Consider the following 20,425-nt stretch of genomic DNA (forward strand, 5'->3'; position numbering starts at 1 on the left):
TCAATCTAACTATGAAAATGAACAAAGCTATTGTAGCTGTAGCCGCTTTTAGTTGCTATGCCCTATCAGCTGTAGCACAAAAGAGCGCTACTGTACAAACTGTAATTAAAGCCGAAGATGAATTTGCCAAGCTATCTGCCCGCAAAGGTATGAAAGATGCATTTCTGGCTGTTGCCGATCCCGAAGGCATCATTTTTAAACCTGATGCTGTTAAAATAACCGACTTTTATGGTAAGATAGATAAGCAACCCGGCAACATGACCTGGCAGCCTAAATACGCACGCACATCTGCCAATGGCGATCTGGCTTTTACAGCCGGCCCTTATGTTTATCAAAATGGCAACACTGAGGATGATAAGGTTTACGGCGATTACGTATCATTGTGGCGTATGGACGCAGCATCGGGCAAGTTAAAATTGCTGATGAACCTGGGCATCCAGCATCCGCAAACCAATAAGGCACAGTTGGTAGATATCAAAGAGCCCGATTCTACCCACCAGGTAGCGGCCAGTAAAGACCCTTTTAATCCAAAAAAGATCATTATGGATAATGATCAGCAGTTTAATCAGGGCCTCAAAATTTCTACCGTAGGAGCCTACAAAGAATTTTTTACCACCGAGGGGCACCTGTACTTCCCTGGCTTTGAGCCATTGGTGGGCACCGATAAAACATTACAGTTTGTAGCTAACCAGGCTATTCAAATTTCGGGCGAAACGCTTAGCGCGGGCAGGGCAAGTAGTAACGACCTGGCTTACAGCTATGGCCGTGCACGAATACTTAAAGGTAATATTGTAAGTAATTATAATTATGTACGGGTTTGGGAAATGGATGCCAAACACCGTTGGAACATCATACTCGAAATATTTTCGGCTATCGAAAACGAATAGGTTCAACAATAAAATATATTAAAGCTGGTTTTAAAACCGGCTTTTTTTATGCTTTAACAATTGGGCACATTCTGCATAACTAACATGCACAAAGGGCTTGTTACAGCTTAACTGATTGGTGCCTAATGTATTTTAGTATATTTGCACTATCAAAACCATGAATACAATTGCAGCCCCTAAGCCTGATAATGAAATAGACAGAATTATTGCTTTATCGGAGTATAATTTAGATTATGATACGTTAAGTAAAAATTTTGAAGATCTTACCCTGTTGGCGGCCAGCTTATGCGGTACGCAAATTTCACTTATCAATCTTCTGGATAATTATACGCAATGGACTGTTGCCCAACACGGTATAGCCATTGACCATATGCCTTGCGAAGATTCGGTTTGCCAATACACCATTGCAGAAGAAGTAGAATTTGAGGTTAAAGACCTCTCGGCCGATGAACGCTTTAAAGACTTTGATTACGTAGCAGGCAGTCCGCAACTCAGGTACTATTATGGCGTACCTATTACCACCAGCAACGGCCACAACTTAGGAGCATTGTGTGTTCTGCATAAAAACCAACATGACCTGAACCAGGAAAAGAAGGATCTGTTGCGCATTATGGCTCGCGAGGTAGTTAACCGGCTAAACACATTTAAACAGGTAGAATCGCTGAAACAGCAGATCAAAAAACAATCGGACACCAAGCGCATGCTTGCTCACGACATTAGGGGACCGTTAAGTGGTATTATTGGCTTATCGCAATTGGGTTTGGAAGAAGCCAGCGAAGGTAACACTGCAGACCTGCTCGATTATATGCGTATGATACACGAGAGCGGAAAATCGGCCATACAACTGCTTGAAGATATTTTAAATGCAGAACTCAACGGTAACCAAACACCGGGCAAAACTTATAACTTGCATACCCTGAAAGATAAACTGGTAGACCTTTTTACGCCCCGCTCCTTAAAAAAGAAGGTAAGTTTTACGGTGAGCATATCGCAGCCTACGGCTCAGCATAACTTCCCTAAAGGGCAATTATTGCAAATTATTGCAAACCTGGTTTCAAACGCTATTAAATTTACGCCTGAGGGAGGCCGAGTAACGGTAGATTTGCAATGCCTTATTGAAGAACCGTTTGACCGTTTACTTATTGATGTGACCGATACCGGCATTGGTATAGAACAAAACGACATAAATGCCATATTAGAAGGTACCGGCCAATCTACCTCGGGCACTAACGGCGAAGTTGGGTACGGGCTTGGCCTCACCTTAGTTAAGCAAATTATTGATGCTATGAACGGCACGTTCACCATTACATCTATTATAAACGAGGGCACTACTTTCAAGGTAATGCTGCCCCTGTAACAATCAATGCCGCAGCCTGTAACAATTGTACAGGACACTCATCTAACTATAAAAATCATTACAATATACTTTGTATATTCACAAAAATGATGTTATATGAGCGATACCCCATTAATACAGATCCGCAACCTGTCTAAATCATACGGCGCTAAACTGGTTCTTAAAAATCTATCGCTCGATATTTACCCCGGGCAGGTTATTGGCTATATAGGCCCCAACGGTGCCGGAAAATCTACTACCGTTAAAATTTTGACCGGTTTAATTCCTGAATTTAATGGTGAAGTAATTGTAGACGGTATCAGCCTGCAGCACGATCCGCAGGAAATTAAGAAACGCATAGGTTACGTGCCCGAAAATGCCGAACTGTATGATGTGCTTACGCCTATGGAATACCTCGATTTTGTGGGTAAACTCTATGGTATGGAGGAGGAACTGTTAACTGCCAGGGCTATGAAACTACTGAGCGCCTTTGGACTTGGGAATAATTTAAACGACCGCATGGACACCTTCTCCAAAGGTATGAAGCAAAAAGTTTTACTGATATCGGGCATTATCCACAATCCGCAGATCATTATTTTAGATGAACCCCTATCGGGATTGGATGCCAACGCGGTAATTATGATCAAAGAATTGATCATGCGCCTGTCGCAGGAAGGTAAAACCATTTTTTACTGTTCGCACATGATGGATGTGGTAGAAAAGGTGTCTGACCGTATTTTGCTCATCAATAAAGGCGAAATCATTGCCGACGGCACTTTTGAATCATTAAAACAAAACCACGCCGATACATTGGAGCGTGTTTTTGCTAAACTTACCGGCCGCAACGAAACAGACAGCGAAACCGATGCCATTATTAACGCATTCGACTAATTATAAGCGGCTTCAACATGGATAAAATATTACTTAAACTGGTAAGCTTGTTTATGCCCGTGCTCGAAAAAACAGGGGTAGATACCGAACAGCTTTATCATATACTCAAGGTTAAGCTACTTATTGACGGGCGACGCCCCAGCGCCATGTTTGCCGGAAGGCGTAAGGCTACCGCAACATCAGGCAAGGCCACTACCTCTTGGGCGGTAAGCCTGGTTACCCTACTAATGGGCGCCTTTTTAGGGGCAGTGCTTTTCATTTTCCAAATGCCATTAGTTGGGCAAACCGTGTACTTCAGCATGTTTATGGTGCTGATGTCGCTGACGCTCATTACTGATTTTACCACTGTACTCTTAGACGTGCGCGACCAGTACATTTTGCTGCCACGGCCGGTTAATGACCGTACGCTGGCCGTATCGCGCATTATGCACATCAGCATCTATGTGTTCAGGCTGGCCTTTTTACAGGCCTTGCCAGGTATTGTTATGATAGGCATTATGGATGGTTGGCTGGCAATACCGGTATTCATTGTGCAAATTATACAGATCACATTTTTAAGTATTTTGCTGGTTAACATTGTTTACCTGGTACTCATGAAACTGGTATCGCCGCAAAAGTTTAAGGATATTATCAGTTACTTCCAGATCGCTTTTTCTATTGTGATATTTGGCACTTACTATCTGTTGCCACGTCTCATCAATGTATCTGTATTGGCTAAAATTGATCTGCTGCATTATACATGGTCGTACTTTATACCACCCGTATGGATAGCCGCCTTAAACGAAGTACTTATACACCCCGACCGGGCAAATATTGTAACCAGCCTTATGGCCATTGTAGGCGTTACTGTTCCGCTGGCAGGCTTATGGCTAGTGGCTAAGGTACTGGCCCCGGGTTTTAACCGTAGTTTAGCCGTGGCGGCTACTTCTGATGGTAATAGTTCGGCCCCGGTAACGCCCGGTATTGTTAGAAAATCAAGGTTCAATATTGTGGGCAAGATCGCTAACCTCATCGCATCAGACCCGGTAGAGAATGCCGGTTTCCGAATTACCTGGAAACTGGCGGCTCGCATCCGCGAGTTTAAGATAAAGGTGTACCCTGCTTTTGCCTATGTGCCTATTTACTTTCTGTATTTTTCGCTTAATGGCAAGGGCTCGGTAAACGACAGAGTAACGACGTTACAGCACAATCGAGGTTACATCTTTTTGATCTATTTAAGTACGTTTATCTTATCGGCCATCTTGCAGCACATTTCTTTTTCTGAAAAATACAAACCGGCCTGGGTTTACTATGCTTTACCTATTACGCATCCGGGTAAAATATTGTCGGGTATGTTTAAGGCGGTGGTTACGTTGTATTATTTCCCCTATTGCGTGGTGCTGGGCGCCGTAAGTATTGCCATTTGGGGGCCAGCAGTAATTAATGACCTTATCCTTGCCTTTTTTGTAGGCCTTACCTATGGTATACTCATGGCACTGTTTATGGTGAAAGGCTTGCCGTTCTCTAAACCTGTATTGGTTAAACAATCGGGCGGGCGTATTATTACCTCCCTGCTTATTACCGGCTTTATTGCAGCCATCGGTTTTGGCCACTACTTTTTAGCAAAATGGGAAACGTTAATATGGGCGCTGGCAGTTTTAGCCATCATTATTTACTGTATTATGCTGTATTACTATAAACGCCAAACCTGGGAAAACATTGAATTGGAAGAGTTTTAATTTAAATACTACATAACGCAAAGAGCCCTGCAACAAAATTGCAGGGCTCTTTTGCGTTAACTGTAAAACTTATTTATAATCGGCTACGTTCTTAAACAACGGGAAATCATAAATAGATTGGTATATCAACTTATGCCCGGCATTATTTAAATGAATACCGTCACCCGCGGAGTATTTTTTTAATATGCCAAATGTAGGCGTACTTATCTTCTGCAAATAATCATCAATGTGCGTTGGATACTCACCGATCATTTTGTCGTTCACTATTTTTAAACGCCTGCGCTGCTCGACGGCAGGAAAATTACGTGGCTGACTGCCGGTAATAATATATTCGGCCCTGCTCGATGCTATAGTCCGGATGATCACACGATAATTTTTCAAGATTTCTTCATCACGAAAATTAGCGGCAATATCATTGCTGGGCAAATTGATGATTACTAAAGCCGGATGGTATTTTAATGCGGCCGTTACGTTCTTATTGGTATCTACCTGTGGGCGATTTTCGATTTCTGAAACGTAACCTGTAGGCATTAGCTTATAGGTTGAATACCCGCCTACACCAAAGTTAATCACTTTAAACCTTTTATTATCGCCTATCAGTTTGCTACGTAATCTTGCCACCCAGCACGAATCTCTTACGCTGGCGCCATAGCCTGCAGCAGTAGACGAGCCAATAACAACGATGTATTTATTAACGGTATCCTGCTTAATAGGATCGGGATCTACCGATGCAGGAATATTAATGGGACCAACACTGGGATCAAAACCATCGTCGGTAAGCGAATCTTTTTTACAAGAACTTGAAATTGCAAGTATAACAAACAGTGCAATTAGCTTCAATTTATTACAATACATTTATTTAATAGGGTAGCCAAATTTAATAATATATTTTCAAATAGCACTAATGTTACAAATCATTTTTTTGTCGCAAAAATACTGATTACTAACAGGCTATGAACAGAATCTTCTTTCGTCCCTGGAACTCTGCGTGCGAATAAGCCGATGCTTTACCATAGGGTTAAAATATCTTATTATTAACAAATGTTAACAATTAATTAAAACACATAAACTTATAGTGTGTTAATAATTCGAATAAAATCTACCACTATGGCAACCACAAAAGCAAAAAAACAACCAGAGAATACCGATAACGTTGAAGAATCGGCATTGAAAGAATTATTTGTAGATGAGTTAAAAGACATTTACTGGGCTGAGAAACACCTTTCAAAAGCATTGGTAAAATTGGCTAAAGCTGCAACATCTGACGAATTACGCAGTGCATTAGAAACTCATAAGGAAGAAACCGACAACCAGGTTACACGCCTGGAGCAGGTTTTTGAAATGATAGAAGAAAAAGCAGCAGCTAAAAAATGTGATGCAATGGCTGGCCTGATCGAAGAATCGGAAGGTATTGTGGAAGATACTGAAGATGGCACCATGACCCGCGATGCAGGCATTATTTCGGCTGCTCAAAAATCAGAACATTATGAAATTGCTTCTTATGGCACACTGCGTACATTAGCTAATACCTTAGGTTACAGCGAAGCAGCTCAATTGCTTGACGAAACTTTGGCCGAAGAGAAAAAAACAGATGAACTGTTGACTCAATTAGCCGAAAGCATTATCAACGTATCAGCTAAAAGCGAAAAAGCATAAGCTGATCGCATTATTATAAAAAGCTATCCTGGTTACCGGGATGGCTTTTTTGTTAGGCGCAATTTTTAACAACTAATATTATTAGCATAATCTCTATATTTGCATCCATAAGATGAGTGTAGGGTTGAATTTTAATATACTGGAGCAAGATTTACAGTTACTCCCTGAAAGGGCAATATACTGGAGACAAAAAAATGCAATCATTGTGGCCGATGTGCATTTAGGCAAAGTTGGTCATTTCCGCAAAGCAGGCATTGCCGTGCCCCGGCAGGTTGGCCATGATGACCTTAATTGCCTTACCAAACTCCTGCACCGCCACGAGGCTGATACCCTTTATTTTTTAGGCGACCTTTTCCATAGCGACATGAACGCCGATTGGTATGACTTTGCCACCTGGCGAAAAGAGTTTAGCCATGTAACCATGCACCTGGTGATAGGTAATCATGACGTTATAAAGGAGCAGCACTACCATGACATTAGTGTGCAAACCCATCAGGAAATTTTGGAAGGCCCTTTCTTGATGCTACACCATCCGCAAAACAATGCCTGCTTAGAGCAGCATGAAAATTATGTTTTTTGCGGGCATATTCATCCCGGAGTAAAACTATTGGGCAAAGGCAGGCAATCGGTCACCCTCCCTTGCTTCGCATTCAGCAGGCAGCAGGCTATACTGCCATCGTTTGGCAAGTTTACCGGTAAGGTGGCTATGCACCACGAGCCTAACGATCATGTTTTCGGTATTTTAGAAGGCAAGGTTATTGCGGTTTAATTAATGATGTGCCAGGTAGTCGTTAATGGTAAACTCCAGCCTGCTCATGGTAACATCTCGCTCAATTACACGCCATTTGCCATCTAATATATAATAAGTAGGTATTTTAGTAATGGCCCATGCTTCTGCATTAGCCGACTCGTTTCCTTTCAGGTCGGCATATTGCGGCCAGCTTAAGTGATCCTCTGTAATGGCCTTGGTCCACCAGTCGCGCTTATTATCAAGAGAGATACTAATGAAACCAACCTTGCGGCTGTCTACATGGCCAATTATGCCGTTTACCATTTCCTGATGGTTCATCCGGCTTACCTGATTCCCAGCCTTCCAAAAATCAACCACATAAACTTTCTTATCCAGTTTGGTGCGGTCAAACTTTTTACCGTCGGGCGTAGTACCGGTAATATCCGGGGCTTCGGCGCCAGGCAGCAATTTCATCATCAGGCCTAAACGTTTGCCTATCCCTTTCCCAATACTGCTGTTTTTAGCGACTTGGCTTAATTTGTTAAATATCTTATTATAGGCCTCAATATCATTACCATAGTTAACATCTGCCATTAAATGTGCCGCAGCTACACTGTTAGGATACTTTGCGATGAAAGCCTTAAATACGTCAAGCTTAAGTTTATCAATGTCACCATCATTGGCCGATAATTGGCTCATTGGATTCTTAAAGCGCTTCAACCCCATTTCATCCTGCAGCATATAATAAGCTGTAAGTTCGGTTTGTATAGGCGATGAAGACGTTATTCTAGGATATCTGTCTAAATGCGCGGCATCAGCCTCAACGGTATATTGCCCCGCTTGCAGGTAAACCTCTACCGGAAAATCTCTGGTTCCGTTTTTATTGATGGTGAGCGTACAGTAACCTTGATTTTCAAGCACAGTATCAACCTTAATGGTACCATCGGTAATATTTTGTCCGGCCAGGCTCAAACCGGCCGAATCGGTTACTAAAAAAACGCCGTTATGTAATCCGGATACTTTACCGTTAAAGGTTACGTGCGGTAATTTTGTGCAACCGGCAGCCATTATAGCGGCGGTAAAAAGCAGAAGATATTTTTTCATTGATAAGCAAAAAGGCTATGCTGCTAATATAGTATATATGTACGGAATACTAAAAAACGCAACCTCACTTTTAGAATGTTTCTAAATAGACAATATCCTGACAATAACTCAAATCAATAATCAGGTTTTGGGTTATATTAAATATTTTTGCCTGATTAAAAATTCTGAATATAATGAGTGAATTAAAACAAACCTTTAACTCTTCACTGGGAAAAAAGCTGATCATGGCTTTAACAGGCTTGTTTCTGAGTCTTTTTCTAATTGTCCATTTGGGCGGTAACCTGCTGCTATTCAGCAACGATGATGGTTACAGTTTTAATATGTACGCCAACTTCTTAACGCACTTTCCGCCTATAGAAGTTATTGCTTATTTATTATACCTGGCTATTATAGTACATGCTATTTATGCATTGGTTTTAACCATTAAGAACCGCAAGGCACGTTCGGTAGGTTATGCAGTTGCAACCAAATCTCCGGTATCTTTCTCATCAAAAAATATGGGCCTTTTAGGCAGTATTTTATTGGTGTTTATTGTAATACACATGGGCGATTTTTGGTACAAGTACAAGTTTACCCACGATGTAGGCTACAAAGAGTACAGAACCGACATTACCTCCGGCGAAAGAACAGTAACTGATTTTAAACCTGAGAAACCAGATTTTGAGCATTCTTTATCGTATGCCGACAACACCGAGATTACCCGTGTTAAGGATATCCACTCGCGTGTGGCCAACAGCTTTAGCATTTTGTGGTATGTTGTTATTTATGTAATAGCTATGGTGGCCTTATCGTTCCACCTGCTGCATGGCTTTGAGAGCGCGTTCCGCACATTTGGCTGGGTACACCGCAAATACCTGCCAATCATCAAATTTGTAGGCGTATGGCTGTTTGCCGTAATTATACCGCTTGGCTTTGCCGCAATGCCAATAGTTTATTATTTACAGAGTTTGAAGTAAAGTTGATTGGTTGAATAGTTGATTTGTTAAGTAGTTATTTTAATCACTCATCAATAAACTCCTCACTACTCACTAAAAAATATAATTTAGAAGAAACATGAGTTTAGATTCTAAAATTCCACAAGGCCCATTAGCCGAAAAATGGAGCAAGCATAAATTTAACCTTAAACTGGTTAACCCTGCCAACAAGCGTAAATACAACGTTATTGTAGTAGGTACCGGTTTAGCAGGGGCTTCGGCTGCAGCCTCTTTAGCCGAGTTGGGCTACAATGTTACTGCGTTTTGTTTTCAGGATAGCCCCCGCCGTGCACACTCAATTGCTGCACAGGGTGGCATTAACGCCGCTAAAAACTATCGTAACGATGGTGACAGCGTTTACCGTTTATTTTACGACACCATTAAGGGTGGAGATTACCGTGCCCGCGAAGCTAACGTTTACCGTTTAGCCGAGGTGTCGGTTAATATTATTGACCAGTGTGTTGCACAAGGTGTACCTTTTGCCCGCGAATACGGTGGTTTATTAGATAACCGTTCATTTGGTGGTGCGCAGGTATCGCGTACGTTTTATGCCCGTGGCCAAACAGGACAGCAGTTATTGTTAGGTGCATTTTCTGCATTAAACCGCCAGATACATGAAGGTAAGGTAAAAATGTATACCCGTACTGAAATGCTGGATGTGGTAGTAGCAGATGGTCAGGCCAAAGGTATTATTACCCGTAACCTAAAGACCGGTGCTATTGAAACACATGCAGGCCATGCCGTATTATTGGCTACAGGTGGTTATAGCAACGTTTTCTTCCTGTCTACCAACGCTATTGGTTCTAACGTAACAGCAGCATGGCGCGCGCACAAACGCGGTGCTTACTTTGCAAACCCTTGTTATACCCAAATTCACCCTACCTGTATCCCAGTATCGGGCGATCACCAATCTAAGTTAACGCTGATGTCGGAGTCGTTACGTAACGATGGCCGTGTTTGGGCACCAAAAACGGTAGAAATTGCGCAAAAGCTGCGTAAAGGTGAAATCAAAATAGATCAGATCAAGGAAGAGGATCGCGATTACTTTTTGGAACGTAAATACCCTTCTTTTGGTAACCTGGTTCCACGTGATGTGGCTTCCCGTAATGCCAAAGAAGTTGCCGATGAAGGCCGTGGCGTAGGCTCATCGGGCTTAGCGGTTTACCTCGATTTTGCAGAGTCTATTTCCCGCTTAGGTGAAGACACCGTTAGAGCAAAGTATGGTAACTTGTTTGATATGTACTATCAAATTACAGATGAAAACCCATACAAGCAGCCGATGCGTATTTATCCGGCGGTTCACTATACCATGGGCGGCCTTTGGGTAGACTATAACCTGAGTACTAACATACAGGGCTTATATGCACTGGGTGAGGCTAACTTCTCAGATCATGGTGCTAACCGTTTAGGTGCATCGGCATTGATGCAGGGTTTAGCCGATGGCTATTTCGTGATTCCTTATACTTTAGGAGATTACTTAGCTACCATAGGACCAAAACCTGTTGACACTTCACATCCGGCATTTGCGCAAACCAAGAAAGACGTAGAAGCGTATATAGCTAAACTGCTTTCTTTGAGAGGCAACAAAACGGTAGTTGAGTATCACCGCGAATTAGGCCACATTATTTGGGAATATTGCGGTATGGCACGCAGCGAGGAAGGCTTGATCAAAGCTCGTGGTTTAATACAGGCTTTAAAAGATGATTTCTGGAAAAACGCAATTGTAATGGGCGAAAACGAAGAGATCAATGCATCGCTTGAGCGGGCCGGTCGTGTGGCCGACTTTATTGAGTTGGGTGCCTTGATGATCGAAGACGCTTTAGATCGTCGCGAATCTTGCGGCGGCCACTTCAGGTTAGAGTCACAAACGCCAGAAGGTGAGGCACTGCGCGATGATGATAACTTCGCTTATGTAGCTGCATGGGAATATACTGGCGATAACCAACCCGAAGTGCTGCACAAAGAAGATTTGGTATACGAAAACGTTAAGTTAACACAAAGAAGCTATAAATAAGAGAACCAAGAAGCAAGAGCCAAGAAGCAAGATTACCTGTCTTCTCTTGGTTCTTGATTCTTGGCTCTTGACTCTAATTTTAAAATATGAGTAACGCAAACGGAACGATGAATTTGACGCTGAAAGTTTGGCGCCAAAAGAATGCACAAACTGATGGTAAGTTTGTGACCTATAAGGCCGAAAACATATCTCCTGATATGTCTTTCCTGGAGATGCTGGATGTAGTGAATGAGAGCCTTATTCATGCCAAAGGCGAACCAATCCATTTTGACCACGATTGCCGCGAAGGTATATGTGGTATGTGTTCATTATATATCAATGGTCGTCCGCATGGCCCAAAACGTGCTATCACCACCTGCCAATTGCACATGCGCAGCTTTACCGATGGTGAAACCATTACCATTGAGCCATGGAGAGCTGCTGCTTTCCCGGTAGTGAAAGATTTAGCGGTAGACCGTTCTGCTTTCGACCGTATACAACAAGCGGGTGGTTACATTTCGGTTAATACCGGTGGTGTGCCCGATGCCAATGAGATTCCTATTCCTAAGGTAATTGCTGATGAGGCTTTCAACTCGGCTACTTGTATACAGTGCGGTGCTTGCGTAGCAGCCTGTAAAAATGCATCGGCTATGTTATTCGTATCGGCTAAAATAAACCAACTGGCTTTGTTACCACAAGGTCAGCCAGAGCGTTACCGCCGTGTACAAACCATGGTTGCCCAAATGGATCATGAAGGTTTTGGTAGCTGTACCAACACCGGTGCCTGCGAAGCTGAGTGCCCTAAGGAAATTACTTTAACTAACATTGCCCGCATGAACTTCGATTTCTTCAGCGCCAAGCTGTTTAGAGAAGAAGAGGTACAGGAAATTGACAATAACTAAAATTTATTTCTAACTTTTAAAAGGGCTTAAGTATTTTACTTAAGCCCTTTTTGCTTGCCTATAGCCCCCCTAAAGCTTAATATACATGCAAATATCAAAGCAACTGTGCTAATTAAAACACCAACAGCAATAATTTATTAATGATATTTGGAAAAGTGTTGCTAAATTACCCCAATTGATTAAATATTTATTTGTTTCGACTTTAATTATAAGCTCCTATGTACAAATCAGCACATTTTAGTGAATATAATGCTGTAAACGGTGTATGGGACGAGATGTATAGCGATAATTCTTCCATACGCGACCATTATCAACGTGTCATCGAGTATCTTTCCAAAGAATCTACGGATAATTTGAACAAAAAAGAAGATCTGGCGCGTCGCCTGTTCATGACACAGGGTATCACCTTCACCGTTTACAATAGTGGCGAAGGCATAGAAAAGATTTTCCCGTTCGATATCATTCCGCGTATCATTACTGCATCAGAATGGAACTTTGTAGAAAAAGGAATTAAGCAACGCTTAACCGCGCTTAACCTCTTCCTTAAAGATGTTTACCATAACCAATTCATCATTAAAGACGGCATTGTGCCTATTGATGTGATCTACTCCTGCCCGCATTTTCTGCGCGAAATGTACCAGGTTGATGTACCGCACGATATTTACGTACACATTGCCGGTATAGACCTGATACGTGACGAACATGGTGCTTTTTATGTATTGGAAGATAATCTTCGTACGCCGTCTGGCGTAAGTTATATGCTGGAGAACAGGGAGATTACCAAGCGGCTCTTTCCCGATCTGTTGCCCCAATGTAATGTGCGTAGTGTAACGGAGTATCCAACCATATTATACAAAAACTTGCTGGCCTTGTCTCCAAGGCAAATTAGCAACCCTACCATTGTACTGCTGAGTCCGGGTATTTATAACTCGGCTTACTTTGAGCATACTACACTGGCCCGCTTAATGGGCGTAGAACTGGTAGAAGGCCGCGATCTGGTGGTGAACAACCATAAGGTTTACATGAAAACCACTACTGGCCTGCAGCAGGTAGATGTGATCTACCGCCGGGTAGACGATGAGTATCTGGATCCGCTGGTATTCAATCCAACAAGCGTACTGGGGGTTGCAGGTTTAATGAGCGCCTACCGTAAGGGTAATGTGGCCATTGTAAATGCTATTGGCAATGGTGTGGCCGATGACAAAGCCATTTATAGTTACGTGCCTGATATGATCAAGTACTACCTCAACGAGGAGCCCTTGTTGAAGAACGTACCCACTTACCAGCTCCGCAATGCCGACGAGCGCGAGTTTACCTTTGCCAACATTAACAGCATGGTAGTTAAAAAAACCAATGGCAGCGGCGGCTACGGTATGTTAATGGGCCATGCGGCAGATGAACAGGAAATTGAAGATTATAAAAAAGAGATACTGAAAGATCCGCGCAACTTTATAGCACAGCCAACCATCAGTCTTTCAGCTGCCCCATGTTATATACAAGGCATGCTGCAACCCCGCCGTATCGATCTTCGCCCTTACGCCCTTTGCGGCCCCGATGGTATAGAGATAGTTCCGGGTGGATTGACGCGCGTGGCTTTAAAAGAGGGATCGCTGGTGGTAAACAGTTCGCAGGGAGGCGGAAGCAAAGATACCTGGGTGTTGGCCTAATTTAGAAATTAGATTTAGAAATTCTTACCAGCCATAAATCTTACAAACAGATAAACAAACAAATTCGGATTTCGATATAGCAAAATATGTTAAGCAGAGTAGCAGCAAGTTTTTATTGGTTAAGCCGTTATATTGAACGCAGTGATGGTATTTTGCGAATGATGAAGATCAACTACAACTCATCGCAGGATGCGGTACGTGAGTTCACCTGGGAACCGGTGATCCGGATCTATTCGGGCGTTGACCAGGAGTTAATGCGTACTTTAGATAACGATAGCCGTTCGGTGTTAACCTACATGGTAAATGATAAGAGCAATCCAAACTCTATCATTAATATGATTACGCTGGCCCGCGAAAATGCACGCAGTGTACAAGAGCACATTACCCGCGACCTTTGGCAATGCTTAAATGAGTATTACCATTGCGTTAAAGATGATGGCCTTGTTCCCCGCCTGCAAAATGAAGACCCAATAACGGCACTGGATACGCTCATCAGGCAGATCATGCTGTATTATGGCACGGCCGAGGTGACCATGGAACGCGGCCAGGGCCGTAGTTTTATGAACATTGGCAAATACCTCGAACGAAGTATTCAGGCGGTAGATCTGTTGGATGTTAAATTTGGCTCCGTTACCGATAACCCCGACTTGCTTACTGATACTACCTATTGGAAGCATCTTTTACAGTCTATTGGCGGGTATGAACTATATCTGAAAACCTATCGCGATGGTATAGAGGCACAGAGTGTCATGGAATTGATCATTCTGAATACCGATTTCCCGCGCTCGGTAATCTACTCGGTCAACAACATTCACCGGTATTATGAACGGCTCAAGAATGAAAGCAATTTGAGCAGTTACCGCGATATAGCCTTCCAAATAGGAAAACTGCAAAGCTATATTCAATATAGCTCGGCCGAAAGCATCAGGCAAATAGGTTTGCATAAATTCTTAACCCAGATAAAGCATGACCTCTTTGCCATAGGCATATCCCTTAACGAACATTATTTTGCAAACTCTTAAGTGCATCATTTAATACTTGGTTAGCCTGACTTCGTCAAAGACTGAACAAAGCAGCAACGTTTAATCGTGTTAAGCATACAAGGAAACAACAACATCATATGCCAGAATTTAAAATACAACATATTACCCGTTATACGTATGATGGCATGGTGCGCGACAGCGCCAACCAGATCATTCTCTTCCCTATAGTGGATGCCAACCAGGATGTTTTAAAACACGACCTCACCATCACAGGCAACCCTTTGGTAGATACGCATATAGATTATTACGGCAACGAAGTTGGCAGCTTTACTTACCTCGAGCAACATAACCGCATGGTCATCAACTCCGAAGTATTGGTTGTTACCCATGCTAAAGAGCTGCCCTCCGAAACCACACCTGCCGCAACACAGTGGCAAAAGCTTAGCGCGCTGCAAAACATTGTGCCTTACATCGATTTTTTAAAGCATGACTATTTTGATGCTTTGCCCGATCTCATTGCTGTAATTGAAACAGAGAAACAGGCTGAAGACACACCCTATCAAACAGCACTTCGCTTTTGCGAGTATGTATACCGCAACTTTGAATACCTGCCGGGCGTTACCACAGTAGAAACCACTATTGATGAAGTATTACAATTGAAAGCCGGTGTTTGCCAGGATTTTGCCCACTTGTTGGTGCTAATGCTGCGCCTGCTCAATATTCCGGCACGCTACATTAGCGGCTATATATGTCCTAACCATAACGGTATGCGTGGCGAAGGCGCTACACATGCCTGGGCCGAGGTTTACCTACCCGATTATGGCTGGCTGGGCATTGACCCCACCAACAACTGTATAGCCAACGAAACCCACGTACGCCTGGCCGTAGGCCGCAACTTCTCCGACTGCTCGCCGGTTAAAGGTGTATACAAGGGTTCATGGGGACATAAACTTGAGGTTAAGGTGAGCGTGGAGTACAAAGACCAGCCTACCGCTATAATAGATGCAGAGAAACTACCCAGCAACAGCTTTATACAAGCCACCGAAGCCGAAGAGTTTTCTACCAATAGCTACCAACGTTACAAAGAGGCTATGCTACTTCAACAACAGCAGCAACAACAATAGGTGCAGATGTGCAGATGTGCAGATGTGCAGATGTGCAGATGTGCAGATGTGCAGATGTGCAGATGAAATTTAGCTTAAGTACTGATTGTTTCAATCATTTGCACATCTGCACATTTTCTTATCTGCACATTTAAATTGCTATTTGATATTTGCTGGTCCGCCGCCGCCCAAATCATCTGGGTTACCACCGCCATTATCCTGATCCTGGCCTTTCTTTTGACGCTTTTGTTCTGACCCGCTGTTGCCAAAACGGTACGATACCGTAAACAATGCCGTACGTGTACCAAAGCGACGGAACGACTCTTGGGTATAAGGGAAAGCCGTATTGGTATTATCTACAATAGAACCAAATTTGCGGCTGTTAAATATATCGCGTACGTTGGCGCTTATGTTTAACGCTTTGGTCAGATCGTATCTCACACCGCCATCAAAGCCATACAATGCACGGCTGTAACCTTGTGCCTGCACTTGCTTGCCCTGATAATCGCCACGGAGTTGTATACCCAACTTCTTGATGGGCTTAATATTGGCGGTAAGGTTACCGTTGAAGGCATATCCCGAAGCTTGTGGAACGTTAAATTCAAGGTTGCCTTTAATATTTCGGTAAAACACGTTAACGTTACCGGTAAGGTCAAATTTGGAAGAAGCCGTTAGCTTGGCTATCAACTCATACCCTGCGTTAGCCGCGCTGGTAATATTTTCAAAGGTGGTTAAAGTAGTGGTCGCAGTTAAAGGCGTACGTACTTGCTGTATGTTTTGGTTAGTATAGCGATAGTATAATGATGAGGTTAACGTCAGTGTATTCCAATAATTGATGTAACTTAATTCAAAGGCATGAGTATCCTCGGGCTGTAACGTTGGATTTCCCTGCTGGAAGTTCAGCGGATCGCTCCTGTCCAAAAATGGTGAAAGCTGCCTGTCGCGCGGACGGCTTACCCTGCGGGTATAACTCAATTGTAAGGTTTGATTTTCGGTAAGCTTATCGCTCAGGAATACACTTGGATAAATCCTGAAATAATCCTGCTTGTACTGGTTAACACTATCAACCAAACGGGTTTTAATGTGTGCATCTTCCACACGAGCACCTACCTGTACACCAAACTTACCAAACTGACGCTGATAATTGGTATATACGGCATGTACCTGCTCATTGTAGATAAAATGATTAGAACGGGTGTTATCGAAAACGAAATTAGTGGTACTGCCGTTGGCCAATACGTAGGCCAGGTAGTTGTTATCGTTGCGGTTAATGGTGCTGCGGTAACCGGCTTCCAGCTTACTGTCTTTACCCAAAGGCATGGTATAATCGGCTTGGAGGTTTAGGTTGCGCTGCTTTCCGTCGGTAGTATTATTTTGCCTGAAAATGCTGCTGTTATTGATGAACCCGTAGTTCCTGGTTATAGTAGAGAGGTTTTCATCGCCATCTTCCTTTTCAGATGAGTAGCCAATGTTAGCCGTTAGTTCCTGACCCGGCTTTTTATATTTATGACTAAAATCTAAGTTTAAATCCAGGTTATTACCCGAGTTGCCTGAAAAGTTATTTTGAATAAGCTGTTGAGTTAGGGCATTCCTGGTCGTAATGCTGGTATTACCTGTTTGGTAGCGGTTACGTTCACGGATATTAATATTACCCGATGCTGTCAAAACCGTTTTGGCATCAAGGTTAAAATCGGCCCCGGCACGTACGTTGTGTGAGTTAAACTTAAAAGTTTGATTGGAGATCTGATCCTGAAACCTTGCCGAATCTGTTCCCGGATAAGTGATACGGTTGGTAGTACCGTTACCAATACGGTCGGCCTTACGGTAGCTATAGTTACCAAACAGATTCACTTTAGAAGTTTGATATGACAGGTTTAAGCTCCCATTGTATGTATTTTGGGTACCTACGGTAGCTGATGCCGAACCGTTGAAACCTAACTGTGCATTACGTTTTAAAATAATGTTGATGATACCCGATTGACCTTCGGCATCGTACTTAGAAGAAGGATTGGTAATTACCTCAATATTTTCAATGGCACTGGCCGGTATAGACTGTAAAATATCACTCACACTACCACCCGATATAGCCGAAGGCTTACCGTTGATCAATACACGTACATTGCTCGATCCGCGCAAATTCACATTACCTTCCACGTCTACCTGTACCGAGGGTACGTTGGTTAACAGATCTGTAGCCGAGCCGCCCTGGCTTACCAAACTCTGATCAACACTGAATACTTTTTTATCGGTACTTAACTTAATAGTGCTCTTTTGAGCTGTAACCACCACCTCTTTTAATACGCCCTTGGCAGGCTTTAATTTCACAGCACCTAAGGCCAGCAATTTACGCGAAGAGTTTATTTGTATAGAGTCTTTAGTATAGGTTAAATAACCTAAGAAAGTAGCTTTTAAGATATAAACACCATCTTTTAGGCCATCTATTTTAAAGTTACCGGCAACATCTGTTTGTATGCCTTTGGTGGTTTTATCGGCCTTTAGGGTTACACTTACGCTGGCAAAATCAAGCACTTGGCCGGTGTTGGCATCAACCAGTTTACCAGTAATGGCACCTCCTGTTTGCGCACCAGCCTTGATCGTAATTAAAAGAAGTAAGAATAAAAATATGCGTTTTATGGCCAAAAAGTTCATCCCGCAAAAATCAGCTTTTAAAAATTACCACCCTATAAGGGGTTGTAACTTTATTGCTAACTAAGGATACAGTTTTGGTAATTTTTTTATTACGGTTGCAGGGCAAACAATACAATAGGTTCAGACCACCGCATTACAAGAAGCTGTTTCAACCGATAGTATGTCATTGCGAGGAGCGATAGCGACGCGGCAATCTCCATGCATTCGGTAACCAAGCAGGCAGAGATTGCCGCGCTGTCGCTCGCAATGACATGGTTTTTTATCTATTTCGATTGTTTATTTAAACAGTTTTTTACTATGCCTTTTTAACCATACCGGCCAGCTCTTTTATTTTAGGCGCTTTTTCGTAAGCCTTTAACAGTTTGTGCTTGTGGTCGTAAATGGCGATGTAAGGCGTCATTTTAACATTGTAATATTTAAGCACTTGGTAGGTATAACCTTCGGTTCCAACAGTAAAGTTAGGATACTCAGATACTCCAAAATCGCGATAAAAGCCTTTTACCATTTTATAGTCAACCGGAGTAATCATGATTACCTGTATTTTTGAAAAGTCCTTCATCTGGCCTTTCATCTCATACATTAAGCGCTGGCAGTGGCTGCAATCGGGCGAAAAGTAAACGATCATAACCGGCTGGTTCTTTTTAAGATTGGCCGGGGTTTTATAAGCACTATCAGGTGCGCTTAAAATACGATAAGGCGGGATGCTTTGTATTTTGGATACATCCTGTGCACGTGTACAACCGGTAGTAATAATTAAACTTAAAAGTATCAGTATATTTTTCATGTGGTTTATATGCTTATGCCTCCAATAATTCAATTTGCCAGGCAATATGTTCATTAGTTATAGGATACAACGCACCGTTGGCAATTGTGTGATAAACGGCATCAAATAAATTTAAATAGTTGCCCCGGTGCGAAGGCACTTTTTCAATAGTTTTCTCATTATTCAACCCCATTAGTACCAGTTGCCCCTCGCTTCCATTAGGTTCAACACCATATTGGGGGTTGGTAGGCTTCATGTTTTGGTCGAGTTGTGCTTCCTGCACATCGCATCTTTCTTTAAGATAACTGCCTGCCGTACCGTGCAGCACGAAAGATGGCAGCGGCTGAGCCACCAGCAGACTTGAGGTTACATAAACTGTTAGCTGATGCGGATAAGTAAGCTGATAGCTAAAATAATCGGCAACCTCCGAACCTTCGCGGTGCGACGCGATTACTTTATGGGTGGTAAGTGGTTTACCAAACAAGCTTATCACCTGGTCGAGCAGGTGCGGCCCTAAATCGTATACCAAACCGCTGGCCGGTGTGCCTGCAGTTTCTTTAAAGGCTTTGGGGCTAAGCGTAGGCTTATACCTGTCGAACCGGAAATGCGCCTCCACTAAATCACCCAAACGCCCGCTTTCTATCACTTCTTTAACCGATAAAAAGTCGCTGTCCCAGCGGCGGTTCTGGTAAACCAGTAAGTGCTTGTTTTGTGCCTTAGCTATGTCAAACAATTCCAGTAACTGCACCAGATTTGCTGTAACCGGCTTTTCTACCAACACATGCTTGCCTGCCTGTAAAGCTTGTTTGGCTTGCTCGTAATGCAAATGATTGGGCGTATTTACTATCACCAGTTCGATCTCTGCGTCGTTAAGCAAGTCTTCTATACTACCGTAACTTACTACGTCGGGGTAATACTCCGCCGCATTTTTTTGGTTACGCTCCAGCACGGCCTTAAATTTAAACCCTTCGTGCGCATGCACAAACGGCGCATGAAATATACGGCCCGACATGCCGAACGATAGTATACCGGTTACAATAGGTGATGACATAATGCAAGTATAAATTAT

Annotated in this window: 17 protein-coding genes; 12 read left to right on the forward strand and 5 right to left on the reverse strand. The window is 42.9% G+C overall.

What is annotated here, in order from left to right; genetic code table 11:
• Positions 1-11: 11 nt before the first annotated feature.
• The 4 genes from IEV61_RS04015 to IEV61_RS04030 all read left to right on the forward strand — a co-directional run bounded on the left by IEV61_RS04015 (position 12) and on the right by IEV61_RS04030 (position 4,832).
• Complete coding sequence (locus IEV61_RS04015; protein ID WP_188413970.1) at positions 12-887, forward strand: hypothetical protein; 876 nt, start codon at positions 12-14, stop codon at positions 885-887.
• A gap of 157 nt (positions 888-1,044) precedes the next feature.
• Positions 1,045-2,244: a GAF domain-containing sensor histidine kinase gene (locus tag IEV61_RS04020; RefSeq protein WP_188413971.1), complete on the forward strand. Its 1,200-nt coding sequence runs from the start codon at positions 1,045-1,047 to the stop codon at positions 2,242-2,244.
• A 96-nt stretch (positions 2,245-2,340) separates the two neighbouring features.
• Positions 2,341-3,114, forward strand: coding sequence for an ABC transporter ATP-binding protein (locus tag IEV61_RS04025; RefSeq protein ID WP_188413972.1), 774 nt, complete (start codon positions 2,341-2,343; stop codon positions 3,112-3,114).
• Positions 3,115-3,131: 17 nt separating this feature from the next.
• Positions 3,132-4,832: a hypothetical protein gene (locus tag IEV61_RS04030; RefSeq protein ID WP_188413973.1), complete on the forward strand. Its 1,701-nt coding sequence runs from the start codon at positions 3,132-3,134 to the stop codon at positions 4,830-4,832.
• 69 nt (positions 4,833-4,901) lie between these two features.
• Here IEV61_RS04030 and IEV61_RS04035 read toward each other — a convergent pair whose 3' ends face one another.
• Positions 4,902-5,687, reverse strand: a complete 786-nt coding sequence (locus IEV61_RS04035) for an SGNH/GDSL hydrolase family protein (RefSeq protein WP_188413974.1) — start codon at positions 5,685-5,687, stop codon at positions 4,902-4,904.
• A gap of 252 nt (positions 5,688-5,939) precedes the next feature.
• On the opposite strand from IEV61_RS04035, the gene IEV61_RS04040 reads away from it, so the two are divergent.
• Together IEV61_RS04040 and pdeM are read left to right on the forward strand one after the other, a co-directional pair.
• Entirely contained in the window at positions 5,940-6,488 is a 549-nt protein-coding gene (locus IEV61_RS04040) for a YciE/YciF ferroxidase family protein (RefSeq protein WP_188413977.1), read from the forward strand.
• 112 nt (positions 6,489-6,600) lie between these two features.
• The gene (gene pdeM, locus IEV61_RS04045; protein ID WP_188413978.1) at positions 6,601-7,257 is read left to right on the forward strand and encodes a ligase-associated DNA damage response endonuclease PdeM; all 657 of its coding nucleotides are present in this window, start codon (positions 6,601-6,603) and stop codon (positions 7,255-7,257) included.
• Here the strand turns inward: pdeM and IEV61_RS04050 are convergent, their stop codons facing one another.
• Positions 7,258-8,322, reverse strand: a complete 1,065-nt coding sequence (locus IEV61_RS04050) for a TlpA family protein disulfide reductase (protein ID WP_188413980.1) — start codon at positions 8,320-8,322, stop codon at positions 7,258-7,260. It abuts the gene before it with no gap.
• A 173-nt stretch (positions 8,323-8,495) separates the two neighbouring features.
• On the opposite strand from IEV61_RS04050, the gene IEV61_RS04055 reads away from it, so the two are divergent.
• The 6 genes from IEV61_RS04055 (at position 8,496) to IEV61_RS04080 (ending at position 15,965) form a co-directional block, all read left to right on the forward strand.
• Positions 8,496-9,278 carry a succinate dehydrogenase cytochrome b subunit gene (locus IEV61_RS04055; protein ID WP_188413982.1) on the forward strand — a complete coding sequence of 261 codons (783 nt, stop codon included), beginning with the start codon at positions 8,496-8,498 and terminating at the stop codon, positions 9,276-9,278.
• A 97-nt stretch (positions 9,279-9,375) separates the two neighbouring features.
• Positions 9,376-11,310 (forward strand): fumarate reductase/succinate dehydrogenase flavoprotein subunit, encoded by a 1,935-nt coding sequence (locus tag IEV61_RS04060; protein WP_188413984.1) that lies wholly within the window; start codon positions 9,376-9,378, stop codon positions 11,308-11,310.
• Between the two features lie 86 nt (positions 11,311-11,396).
• Positions 11,397-12,191: a succinate dehydrogenase/fumarate reductase iron-sulfur subunit gene (locus IEV61_RS04065; protein WP_229747029.1), complete on the forward strand. Its 795-nt coding sequence runs from the start codon at positions 11,397-11,399 to the stop codon at positions 12,189-12,191.
• A 218-nt stretch (positions 12,192-12,409) separates the two neighbouring features.
• On the forward strand, positions 12,410-13,858 hold the full coding sequence (locus IEV61_RS04070) for a circularly permuted type 2 ATP-grasp protein (RefSeq protein ID WP_188413986.1): 1,449 nt from the start codon (positions 12,410-12,412) through the stop codon (positions 13,856-13,858).
• An 86-nt stretch (positions 13,859-13,944) separates the two neighbouring features.
• Positions 13,945-14,880, forward strand: coding sequence for an alpha-E domain-containing protein (locus IEV61_RS04075; protein WP_188413988.1), 936 nt, complete (start codon positions 13,945-13,947; stop codon positions 14,878-14,880).
• A 98-nt stretch (positions 14,881-14,978) separates the two neighbouring features.
• A complete protein-coding gene (locus IEV61_RS04080) occupies positions 14,979-15,965 on the forward strand; it encodes a transglutaminase family protein (protein WP_188413990.1) in 987 nt (328 codons plus the stop codon).
• A 138-nt stretch (positions 15,966-16,103) separates the two neighbouring features.
• Here IEV61_RS04080 and IEV61_RS04085 read toward each other — a convergent pair whose 3' ends face one another.
• The 3 genes from IEV61_RS04085 to IEV61_RS04095 all read right to left on the reverse strand — a co-directional run bounded on the left by IEV61_RS04085 (position 16,104) and on the right by IEV61_RS04095 (position 20,407).
• Positions 16,104-18,593, reverse strand: coding sequence for a TonB-dependent receptor (locus IEV61_RS04085; RefSeq protein WP_188413992.1), 2,490 nt, complete (start codon positions 18,591-18,593; stop codon positions 16,104-16,106).
• A 295-nt stretch (positions 18,594-18,888) separates the two neighbouring features.
• Positions 18,889-19,377 carry a TlpA family protein disulfide reductase gene (locus tag IEV61_RS04090; RefSeq protein WP_188413994.1) on the reverse strand — a complete coding sequence of 163 codons (489 nt, stop codon included), beginning with the start codon at positions 19,375-19,377 and terminating at the stop codon, positions 18,889-18,891.
• A 13-nt stretch (positions 19,378-19,390) separates the two neighbouring features.
• The gene (locus IEV61_RS04095; RefSeq protein ID WP_188413997.1) at positions 19,391-20,407 is read right to left on the reverse strand and encodes a Gfo/Idh/MocA family oxidoreductase; all 1,017 of its coding nucleotides are present in this window, start codon (positions 20,405-20,407) and stop codon (positions 19,391-19,393) included.
• Positions 20,408-20,425 lie beyond the last annotated feature (18 nt).

It is taken from the genome of Mucilaginibacter galii, assembly GCF_014635825.1.
GTDB classification, from domain to species: domain Bacteria; phylum Bacteroidota; class Bacteroidia; order Sphingobacteriales; family Sphingobacteriaceae; genus Mucilaginibacter; species Mucilaginibacter galii.